Below are 10,238 nucleotides of genomic sequence, written 5' to 3'. Positions count from 1 at the left end.
TGCCAGTATTTAGATGACTGGCTCACTGAGCAACATCAGGAAAAACAGGCGGCATAAAAGCCACCTGTTGGAAGACGAAAAATCGAGGGAAGCTCAGTATTTTGGATTGGTGGCGGAAGGCGCGATTTGCGGAATGCCAGCATCGAAATAGATCTTGGATGCAGGGATGGTGGTGCCCGAGTTCATGTGGCCGATAACGCCCTTGACCTTGGCGTCTACCAGTTTCTGTCCGGCTGCAGTACCTTGTTTTGGATCGGATGCGTCATCCTCGGAAGCCAGTACAAAGGTAACTTTTTTGCCGCCGATCATGGTGCCTTTGGCATTCAATTCATCGATTGCCATTTTGGCGCCGTTTTCATTGTCCTTGCCGATGTGGGCGTTAGGACCTGTCAGTGGGCTAACCTGGCCGATAGTAACCACTTCTTGCGCCGAAGCCGAGCCAGCAAAGGCGAAAGCCATGGCAATTGCACCAGCCAACGGAATCATTTTGATCTTGTTCTGCATGAATGCCCTCCTGAGGATTTAAAATAAAACAAAGCTCTTACAGTTTTCTAATCCGCTGCTTATTGACTACGCATTCAGTACCCTGAATAAAGCAACGTTACAACATAAAAAACGCTTCGCATAGCGGTTTTTTGCGAATTATTGAAACAGTCGAATAACACATCAAAAAGATGGTATGAGCAAACATCACACGCTAGACAAAGTCGACCGCAAACTCCTCAACTTGCTGCAGCGCGATAATCAAATCGCGACGCGCACGCTGGCCGACAAAGCCCACATTTCGCAGCCAACCTGCCTGCGCCGCCTGCGCGATCTGCGCGAAGCGGGGATCATCAGCGCAGACGTTTCGCTGGTTGATCCTTTTGCGCTCGGCTACGGCATGCTTGCTTTCCTGGAAATTTCGCTAAACAACCAGTCCGACGAGCAGATGCAGGAATTCGAACTACGCATGAACAAGGAAGCCGAGGTCATGCAGTGCTACTTCGTTTCCGGCGATTACGACTACTTCCTGGTGGTACATGTGATCGATATGGACGCCTATTATCAATTCGTGCGCCGGGTCATTTCCGGTTCTGGCAATGTGCGTCATTTCCAGTCACGTTTTCCGATGAAGCGCGCCAAATTCGTGACCCGTGTCGCATTTGACGAAAAGCCGGTATCCGTTCAAGTGCGTGTCGCCAAATGATGCACTCGAACGGTGCGCCTGCCTGACCAAAAATGCATTCCAACTGATCTCATGTTGTGTACATGCAAGAAGCGCGCCATGCCAGAGATATCCTGAGTTTGCGGTCGCTCAAACGGCATAAAAAAAGACCGATGCTGCTGCCAGCATCGGTCTTTCTGATTGGATCATCTTCGCGAAAATTTACTGTTTAAATTACTCTTTTACGCCTCTGCCGGACGCGGCAGAATCAGCGGCGCCGATGTTTGCCGTGGCATGCCCGTGAACGCAAAATCGACTTCCGGCCGGCGCCCCGAAACGATCTCGGCGATCGCCCGGCCGGAGCCGCAACCCATGGTCCAGCCAAGGGTGCCGTGGCCGGTGTTGAGGAACAGGTTACTGATCCTGGTCTTGCCGATGTATGGCACATTGGATGGCGTCAAGGGGCGCAATCCGGTCCAGTAAACCGGATTGTCGTAGTCGCAACCTTCCGGGAACAGTTCGCGCGTGCGACGCGTGATCGCCTCGCAGCGTGTGGTGTTGAGTTCGCGGGTGTAGCCGTTGAGTTCGCATGTGCCAGCCACGCGCAGGCGATCTCCCAGGCGCGACACCACCAGTTTGTAGCCGTCGTCGGTGAGCGAGACGGTCGGCGCAGCGTCCGGGTTGGTGATCTGGTAGGTGGCTGAATAGCCCTTGCCAGGGTAGATCATCAGCTCGATGCCGAGCGGTTGCAGCAGTTGTGTTGAAAAGCTGCCCATGGCCACCACGAAAGCATCGGCGTGCAGGACTTCATGGCGGCCGTCGGGATTGATGATTTCCACGCCGGTGATCTTGGCAGCGGCTCCGCTGCCCTCGGTAAGCAGGCGCGTGATGCTGGTGTTGTAGCGGAAGTTGACGTCCGCTTCGGCGGCCTTGCCGGCGAGGCCGGAAGTGAATTTATAGACATCGCCGGATTCGTCGGTGGCGGTGAAATCGCCGCCGACAATCTTGTCGCGAATGCGCGCCAGCGCCGGTTCGATCTTGACCACTTCATCGGCGCTGATAGAGTCGCGCTGGCAACCCAGATCGCGCATCAGTTGCGCGGCCGGCAGCGAGATGTCGAATTCTTTTTGATCGGTGTAAAAGTGCAGGATGCCGCTGGTGAGGCAATCGTAGTTGATGTTGGTTTCAGCGCGCACCGCTTGCAGCGTCTGGCGGCTGTATTCGCAGATGGCGACGATCTGGCGGATATTGTCGTTGGTACGCTTAGGGGTGCATTCGCGCAAGAAGTTGACCGCCCATTTCCATTGCAGCCATTCCGGACGGAAGCGATACAGCAGCGGGGCGTCTTCCTGGCCAAGCCACTTCAGGACCTTCATCGGCGCTTGCGGATTGGCCCAGGGCTCGGCGTGCGATACCGAAATCTGGCAGCCGTTGGCAAAGCTAGTTTCCTGAGCAGCGCCGGGCTGGCGTTCGATCACGGTGACATCGTGACCTTCCTTGTTCAGGAACCATGCCGATGTGGTTCCGATAACGCCAGCGCCCAATACAATTACTTTCATCTCATCTCCAAAGACCAGCGTTTACGATAGCTCTATTGTAAGAAAATCGATATTTTTTAGGCGGTCAAAATCTGGCCAAAATTTTTTACTTTGATCTATAGAATTGCAGTTATTGATTCAAAATCAAAAAATTGCGCTATAAATTTTGTTTATGCAATTTGACCAGCTCCAGTGTTATGGCCCGGCAAATCACTTCATCGAAGGTTTGGTGCAAGCCAGCGCGGATTTGCGCCGCCATGCCTTCGACAGCGGTTTGCAGTACATCGGCCAAACCATCGCGAACCCGCTGTTCAATCACGAAATCAATACGATCCTGCAATTGCCGCAGCACTTTTTGCTGAACCTCCGCAGCCAGGCGGTCCCAGTCTTTCTGGCTCAGTGTTGGTTCCTGCCGGGGTTGCGGCAGTTCAAAATGATCTGACTCAATGGCCGGTGCCGTTCGCGGCATCTCGATCACATCGGTCAAGGTCGGTAGCGGCTCAATGATCTCGGTCAATACAGGAATATTGGCATCGAGTTTGCCGTTGTTCATGGCGTACTCCTCATACAGCGTCTGCAACAAAATGCGTCAGCGGATAGCCGCGCTGTTGATAAAAGCGATAGCGTTCGCGGCCACCGGCGACATCCGCAGCATCAAGCGAAATAATCTCAAACATTCTCTCAAAGCGGGCGAAATGCGGCGGCGTCTGGCCGGACAGGTTGATCAGGATTTGATGATGTGGGAGTTCGCTGGCCGGATCGGCGGTAAGGATGATCGGGGTTTGTGCTGCCAGCGGATCTTCTGGCGTTACGTGCGGCAGAAAATCATGCTCGGAAAAAGTCCATAAGGCGCGATCCAGTATGGCCTGATCGTCCGCATTGTTGCTCAATATGACGATCTGCCGTTGCGCCGAACGGGCTTTACGCACCAGTCGGCAGGTGTACAGAAATTTATCCGCAATATTGGTGTGAAAGTCGATTTGCGTCATGAATAAAGGGGTCTCGCTGTTGGCGCTGCGCCAGACTTAAAATCGGAAGCCGGGCGGCGCATTGCCAGCGGCTGGCGGCGCATCGGTGCTCATCGTATCGGCATCAGCAGCGGCAGCTTTCTCAACCGGTTTTGACGTCGCCGCCGCTGCCATCGGCGCTGCATTCCGATAACCTTTCGGCAAGCGATTACTTGGCGGATATCCGGCTGAAGTCAGCGCCGTGTTCCAGGCGCTGCTATCGAAGCCGCGTTGCTTGTCGCGGCCGATGGTCAGCACCGGCAGCTGGTCTTCGCTGGTAATTTTACGCAGTACCGCGATGTCTTCATTGCTTTTTATCGTCTTTTCGGTGAACGGAATGCCGCGCCCGTTCAGCAGTTTGCGACCATCGTCGCAGGGAATACATTTTTCAGAACTGTAAAAGACGACAGGACTGTTCTTGACCGCCTGCGCCAGTTCATACGGCAGAGGATCGGCGTCAGCGCCGCCGCTGCCGATTTTTTTCTGCGCCACGTTGCCTGTTGCCGGCGGCGTATCGCTATAGGTCACCTTGCCGTCGGCCCCAATCGTTTTGTAGAGCTGCGCTTGCGCGCCGCTCGCCAACAGCAGAAAAGCCAGTGAAAAAACGCTACAGCTAATTTCATCCTCTTTCCCCTTCAGACCCAATGAGATATACAGAATCGCCGCAAAGCAGCGGCGTGGCTATCCGCCGACTGAATCAGGCGGCCATGCCGCTATGGCGCAACAAAGCGTCGATGTTTGGTTCGCGTCCGCGGAATGCCTTGAATGATTCCAGCGCCGGACGTGAACCGCCAACCGCCAGAATTTCATCGCGAAATTTGTTGCCGGTGGCGGCTGAAACCAGATTGCCGCTGCCGGCCGCTGCTTCTTCAAACGCAGCATACGCATCCGCCGACAGCACCTCAGCCCACTTGTAGCTGTAGTAGCCGGCTGCATAGCCGCCGGCAAAAATGTGGCTGAACGAATGCTGGAAGCGGTTGAATGGCGGCGGCGTGATCACTGCGATGCGGGCGCGCACCTGGTCGATCACATCTTGTACGCTTTGCGTGCTGTACGGATCATAGTCGTCATGCAAGCGCATGTCGAACAATGAGAACTCTACCTGACGCAACGTTTGCAGACCGGACTGGAAATTCTTGGCGGCGATCATCTTGTCGTAGAGCGCAAGCGGCAACGGCTGGCCGCTCTCCGCCTCGGACGTCATGTGCTGCAATACGTCCCACTCCCAGCAGAAATTCTCCATGAATTGCGAAGGCAATTCGACAGCATCCCACTCGACCCCAGAGATCCCGGATACGCCGATCTCATCGACCTGCGTTAGCATGTGATGCAGGCCGTGCCCGAACTCATGAAATAAGGTGATCACTTCGTCGTGCGTGATCAAAGCCGGCCTGGTCTTGCCGTCAATCACGGCAGGCGCGGTGAAATTGCAGGTCAGGTAAGCGATCGGCGTCTGGATGTCGTTGCCGATGCGGCGGCGGGCCCGCGCATCATCCATCCAGGCACCGCCGCGTTTGCCATTGCGGGCGTAAAGATCGAGATAGAACTGGCCGATCAGCTTGCCGTCTTTTTCAATCCGGAAGAACTTGACATCGGGGTGCCACACCGCTGCCTGATCGGCGCGGATGTCGACCGAAAACAGCTTTTGTATCAGGTGAAACAAGCCTTTGACCACGGTCGGCTCCGGGAAGTACTGCTTGACCTCTTGTTCGGAGAAAGCGTAGCGCTGCTCGCGCAGCTTTTCGGCGGCATAGGTCAGGTCCCAGGCTTCCAGCGTGTCAATGCCCAGCTGCTGCTGGGCGAATGTGCGCAGTTCAGCCAGATCTTGCTCGGCAAACGGGCGGGCGCGGGCACCGAGGTCTTCCAGGAAATGGATCACTTCCTGGGAAGTCTTGGCCATCTTGGGTACCAACGAAAGTTCGGCGTAATTCTGGTAACCCAGCAGCTTCGCTTCTTCGTTGCGCAGGCGCAGGATCTCGACGATATGGGCGCTGTTATCCCACTCCGGTTTTTCGCCCAGCTCGGACGCCTTGGTGGCGTTGGCGCGGTAGATGGTTTCGCGCAGCGCACGGTTGTCGGCGTATTGCAGGATCGGGAAGTAGGAGGGGAAATGCAGCGTGAACTTGTAGCCGTCCTTGCCGTCTTGTTCGGCGGCACTGCGCGCGGCTTGTCGCACATCGTCTGGCAGGCCCGCCAGTTCGGCTTCGTCGCTGACAAACAAGCCATAGGCGTTGGTGGCATCGAGGATGTTTTCCGAGAAGCGTGTGGTCAGCGCCGCGTGCTGTTCCTGGATGGCGGCGAAACGGGCTTTCTTGTCGGCTGGCAGTTCAGCCCCGCCCAGGCGAAAATCGCGCAAAGCGTTATTGATGATGGTGCACCTTGCGCTCGACAGCGAGGCAAAGTCGAGGTTGTTTTTGATGGCTTTGTACTTGTCGAACAAGGCCAGGTTTTGCGCCAGCGTGGTCCAGAATTCAACCAGTTTCGGCTGATTTTCGTTATGCGCGGCACGCAGTTCCGGGGTGTCGGCTACCGCATTCAAATGGCTGACAATGCCCCAGGCGCGGCTCAGTTTTTCAGTGACATGGTCCAGCGGCGCGACAAAATTGTCCCAGGTGGCGGTATCGGTTGAGGTTTCCAGCAGCTTCACCACGGTATCTGCCTGCGACAGCAAGGCGTCGATTGCCGGTGTGATATCGTCCGGTGTGATGCGGTCGAATTTTGCCAGCCCGGTGAAATCGAGCAGGGGATTGCTAGCGTTGATTGCGGTCGTGTTCATTGCGGTTAGTTTCTCTCTGCAGCTTCGATGGTATTGACCAGCAGCATGGTGATGGTCATCGGTCCGACGCCGCCCGGCACCGGAGTAATGTAGCCCGCAACTTCCTTGGCATGAGCGAAATCGACATCGCCGCACAGTTTGCCGTTATCGTCACGATTCATGCCGACGTCGATGACGACGGCACCCGGTTTGACCATGTCGGCGGTAACGATGTTGCGCTTGCCGGTGGCAACCACCAGGATATCGGCCATGCGTGTATGCAGACCGAGATCGCGGGTCTTGGAGTTACAGATGGTGACCGTAGCGCCAGCTTGCAACAGCAGCATCGCTTGCGGCTTGCCGACGATATTCGATGCGCCGACGACAACCGCATGCGCGCCGCGCACCGGATAGTCGATCGATTCCAGCATCTTCATCACGCCGTAGGGTGTGCACGGGCGGAACAGCGGCTGGCCGGTCATCAACAGACCGGCGTTGCTGATATGAAATCCGTCGACATCCTTTTCCGGCGCTATAGCCTCGATCACTTTGTGCGCATCGATATGCGCAGGCAACGGCAACTGCACCAGAATGCCGTTGATCTTTGGATCGGCATTGAGCGCATCGATGCGGGCCAGCAGCGCCGCCTCTGTCAGGTCGGCATCGTATTTTTCCAGCACCGAATACAGGCCGTTATCTTCACAGGCCTTGACCTTGTTGCGCACATACACCTGCGAGGCCGGGCTATCGCCGACCAGGATCACCGCCAGGCCAGGTTGTTTGCCTTGGGCAGTCAGGGCGGCGGCGCGTTTGGCGACTTCGGCACGCAGTTGTTGAGAGAGGAGGTTTCCGTCGATCAGTTGGGCTGGCATAGTGGGGGCAGTAGAAAAGGATAAACAAAGCAGGATTATAAGGTGTCGCGCCTGATAAATTTGCACGGTTGCGGCTTGCTTGCGGATTTATTGACTGTTGTTTATCTTATATGTACGGGCGCAGACCGGCGTGGCGCCTGATTGTCGATTGCGTGCTGGGCCTCATCCAACGCATTCTTTCATTTTCGGCTATTCTCGCGCTCTACGGATCGTTTGCGGGCAGAAATGACGGCATGAACAAGTTATAAAAAAGCTATAAAAAGTCATAAACAAGTCATAAACAAGTCGTAAACAAGTCGTAAACAAGTCGTAAACAAGTCGTAAACAAGTCATAAAAAATTAGATGCAGGCCTCAGGCCGAGAAGAAAAAATTTGAAAAAAAGGATACTCAATTGACTGATCATTACACACGCCGGCTGGCGCTGCTAGGGCAAGAGCAGCACCGCGGCTTGCTGGACCAGGGCTTGCGCGGCATCGAGCGGGAAACCCTGCGCGTCGACGGCAACGGCAGGTTGGCGCTGACGCCGCATTCGCGCGCGCTGGGCGCAGCACTGACGCAGCCGCAAATCACCACCGACTATTCGGAATCGCTGCTGGAGTTCATCACCCCGGCCGAGCATGACATCGGCACCGCGCTGGATGAACTGGATGCGATTCATCGTTTCGTGTATTCCAAACTGGGCGACGAATTGCTATGGAGCCAGTCGATGCCAGCGTCTCTGCCAGCCGAGGAGCAGATCCCGATCGCCTGGTACGGCAGCTCGCACATCGGCATGCTGAAGCACGTCTACCGGCGCGGCCTGGCGCTGCGCTACGGCAAGCGCATGCAATGTATCGCCGGCATCCACTATAACTACTCGCTGGCTGAAGGCGTGTGGCAGGCTTTGCAACAAGCCGAAGGTGCGCTCGGCACGGCGACGCATTTTCAGTCTGAAAGTTACATCGCGCTGGTGCGTACTTTCCGCCGCTACAGCTGGCTGCTGATGTACTTGTTTGGCGCCTCACCAGCCCTGTCCAAGTGTTTCCTGGATGGTCGCGACCATCGTCTGGATCAACTAGATAAAGACACCCTCTATCTGCCGTATGCCACCAGCCTGCGCATGAGCGATCTCGGCTACACTAGCGAAGCCCAGGCGTGCCTGACGCCGCAATTCAACAGCCTCGACAGTTACATGAAGAGCCTGGCGCGGGCAGTTAGCCAGCCTTACCCGCCGTATGCGGAGATCGGCACTCATCGCAACGGCGAATGGGTGCAAATCAACACCAATATTCTGCAGATCGAAAACGAGTATTACTCCACCATCCGCCCCAAGCGCGTCATCAACACCGGCGAGCGGCCGATTCAGGCACTGTCGGCGCGCGGCGTGCAATACATCGAAGTGCGTTGCATGGATATCGATCCATTTGAGCCGATGGGGATCAATCTGGAAACCTCCCGTTTTCTGGATGCCTTCCTGCTGTTCTGTGCGCTGGACGACAGCCCACTCACCAGCGACGAAGAAAGTCTGGAAAACACTGAGAATTTCTCACGCGTCGTCAAGGAAGGGCGTCGTCCCGGCCTGCAACTGCAGCGCCACGGCAATCCGGTTTCCTTGCAAACCTGGGGCCAGGAACTGCTACAGCGGATCGCCCCCGCCGCCGCGTTGCTCGACGCCCAGCGCAGCGATGGTGTACACGCCGCCTCGCTCGCGCAACAGCAGCTAAAACTGGCATCGCCCGAGCTGACGCCATCAGCCCGCGTACTGGCGATTTTGCAACAGAATCAGGAATCGTTCGCCAGCTTTGCGCTGCGCCAGAGCAAGCTGCACGCAGCCCATTTTCTGGCGCACCCGCCGACTCCGGAACAACGCAATTATTTCGAGAGCATGGCAGCCAAATCGTTGTCCGAACAAGAAAGCCTGGAGCGCACCCAGACCGGCGATTTCGATACCTTCGTCGCCGCTTATCGCGCCAGCACCTTGGGCAACATGAGCGTCTGAGCAGGGTGGTGGCGGGTTTGAGATAGGGGCGTGTCGGCGCGATGCCGCCGCCAAGCCTCGCCAACTGGTTGCCGGACGCAAGTTGGGCGCCTGCACAAATGTTCCTCTTGTATGTTGCCAGCCTGCTGCTGGCATGATCGCCGTCGTTGCTCTGCGCTATCGCCAAGAGGCTGCGGCAACGACGCCCCTCTGATTGACAAGGTATCGGGCTGTCTTGAGTAAATTAAAACAGGCGCTGAACGAAGGACGTTTCGTCTGCGTGCTAGAGGTCATTCCTCAACAGTCCCCTGCGCGCCTGGCCGCGCTTGAGCAAATCCTGCAACGCGGGCATCTGGCAGGCTGGCCGTTACTGCCAGCCTTTGCCGATCGTGTCGGCCTGCACTCGGACTTGAGTCCGTTGCAAGGTGCCGCGGCATTGGCAGATCCGGCCTCATCCTTGCTGCATTTTTCAGGCAAGGATCGCGAGCGTGCAGACTTGCTGTTGCAGATCGAGTCGATGAAGGCGCGTGGTCTGGAGCAATTGTTGCTGCTCAGTGGTGATCGCTTGCCAGGCCACCATCCTGATCAGGCACCCGTGCGCTATCTGGAATCGGTACCCGCGCTGCAGATAGCCCGGGAGCGCTGTCCGGACTGGCTGTTGGGCGCTGCATTGAACCCCTTCAAATACCGCGAAGAAGAAGGCGGCGCACAGTATTTGAAGGCGCAGAAAAAGCTGCTGGCCGGTGCTGATTTTTTGCACCTTGCAACTCGGTTTCGACGCCGCCAAGCATATTGAAGCCCAGACCTGGATGCGCGCTCAGGCGCGTATGAAGCCTATGCATACTATAGTGGACCCGGAAATCCGGACAATAGTTTAAGGAGTATCCTGCACTGAACAACGAAGGCAGGATATGAACGAATTAAAACGAAACAGTTTCAGCGGGCAACAAAAAAGCGAAGG

At 56.3% G+C, this 10,238-nt stretch carries 9 protein-coding genes and 1 pseudogene; 3 read left to right on the top strand and 7 right to left on the bottom strand.

What is annotated here, in order from left to right; translation table 11 throughout:
* Window positions 1–96 precede the first annotated feature (96 nt).
* Window positions 97–504, bottom strand: a pseudogene (locus ACIQ0R_RS08090) (ABC transporter substrate-binding protein); the annotation flags it as partial.
* A gap of 175 nt (window positions 505–679) precedes the next feature.
* On the opposite strand from ACIQ0R_RS08090, the gene ACIQ0R_RS08085 reads away from it, so the two are divergent.
* Window positions 680–1,189: an Lrp/AsnC family transcriptional regulator gene (locus tag ACIQ0R_RS08085; RefSeq protein ID WP_395826014.1), complete on the top strand. Its 510-nt coding sequence runs from the start codon at window positions 680–682 to the stop codon at window positions 1,187–1,189.
* Window positions 1,190–1,389: 200 nt separating this feature from the next.
* Here the strand turns inward: ACIQ0R_RS08085 and ACIQ0R_RS08080 are convergent, their stop codons facing one another.
* From ACIQ0R_RS08080 to folD, 6 genes are all read right to left on the bottom strand, one after another.
* Complete coding sequence (locus ACIQ0R_RS08080; protein ID WP_395826011.1) at window positions 1,390–2,706, bottom strand: D-amino acid dehydrogenase; 1,317 nt, start codon at window positions 2,704–2,706, stop codon at window positions 1,390–1,392.
* Window positions 2,707–2,842: 136 nt separating this feature from the next.
* The gene (locus ACIQ0R_RS08075; protein ID WP_395826008.1) at window positions 2,843–3,238 is read right to left on the bottom strand and encodes a hypothetical protein; all 396 of its coding nucleotides are present in this window, start codon (window positions 3,236–3,238) and stop codon (window positions 2,843–2,845) included.
* 10 nt (window positions 3,239–3,248) lie between these two features.
* A complete protein-coding gene (locus tag ACIQ0R_RS08070; RefSeq protein WP_395826005.1) occupies window positions 3,249–3,674 on the bottom strand; it encodes a DNA polymerase III subunit chi in 426 nt (141 codons plus the stop codon).
* A 36-nt stretch (window positions 3,675–3,710) separates the two neighbouring features.
* Entirely contained in the window at window positions 3,711–4,337 is a 627-nt protein-coding gene (locus ACIQ0R_RS08065; protein ID WP_395826003.1) for a glutaredoxin family protein, read from the bottom strand.
* Between the two features lie 52 nt (window positions 4,338–4,389).
* The gene (locus ACIQ0R_RS08060; protein ID WP_395826000.1) at window positions 4,390–6,468 is read right to left on the bottom strand and encodes a M3 family metallopeptidase; all 2,079 of its coding nucleotides are present in this window, start codon (window positions 6,466–6,468) and stop codon (window positions 4,390–4,392) included.
* Window positions 6,469–6,473: 5 nt separating this feature from the next.
* Entirely contained in the window at window positions 6,474–7,319 is an 846-nt protein-coding gene (gene folD, locus ACIQ0R_RS08055) for a bifunctional methylenetetrahydrofolate dehydrogenase/methenyltetrahydrofolate cyclohydrolase FolD (RefSeq protein ID WP_395825998.1), read from the bottom strand.
* 392 nt (window positions 7,320–7,711) lie between these two features.
* On the opposite strand from folD, the gene gshA reads away from it, so the two are divergent.
* Both gshA and ACIQ0R_RS08045 read left to right on the top strand, forming a co-directional pair.
* Complete coding sequence (gene gshA, locus ACIQ0R_RS08050; protein ID WP_395825995.1) at window positions 7,712–9,298, top strand: glutamate--cysteine ligase; 1,587 nt, start codon at window positions 7,712–7,714, stop codon at window positions 9,296–9,298.
* Window positions 9,299–9,512: 214 nt separating this feature from the next.
* Window positions 9,513–10,073: a hypothetical protein gene (locus ACIQ0R_RS08045; protein ID WP_395825992.1), complete on the top strand. Its 561-nt coding sequence runs from the start codon at window positions 9,513–9,515 to the stop codon at window positions 10,071–10,073.
* Window positions 10,074–10,238: the final 165 nt, after the last annotated feature.

Source organism: Collimonas sp., from assembly GCF_044339385.1.
Lineage (GTDB): Bacteria > Pseudomonadota > Gammaproteobacteria > Burkholderiales > Burkholderiaceae_D > Collimonas.
Note: the sequence above shows the minus strand (reverse complement) of the source record. Positions and strands in the feature narration are given on the sequence as shown.

Excerpts from the sequence above, each read along its gene's own strand:
- folD (WP_395825998.1), bottom strand. The coding sequence starts at position 7,319 with ATGCCAGCCCAACTGATCGACGGAAACCTCCTCTCTCAACAACTGCGT.
- ACIQ0R_RS08070 (WP_395826005.1), bottom strand. The coding sequence starts at position 3,674 with ATGACGCAAATCGACTTTCACACCAATATTGCGGATAAATTTCTGTAC.
- ACIQ0R_RS08075 (WP_395826008.1), bottom strand. The coding sequence starts at position 3,238 with ATGAACAACGGCAAACTCGATGCCAATATTCCTGTATTGACCGAGATC.
- ACIQ0R_RS08085 (WP_395826014.1), top strand. The coding sequence starts at position 680 with ATGAGCAAACATCACACGCTAGACAAAGTCGACCGCAAACTCCTCAAC.
- ACIQ0R_RS08080 (WP_395826011.1), bottom strand. The coding sequence starts at position 2,706 with ATGAAAGTAATTGTATTGGGCGCTGGCGTTATCGGAACCACATCGGCA.
- ACIQ0R_RS08060 (WP_395826000.1), bottom strand. The coding sequence starts at position 6,468 with ATGAACACGACCGCAATCAACGCTAGCAATCCCCTGCTCGATTTCACC.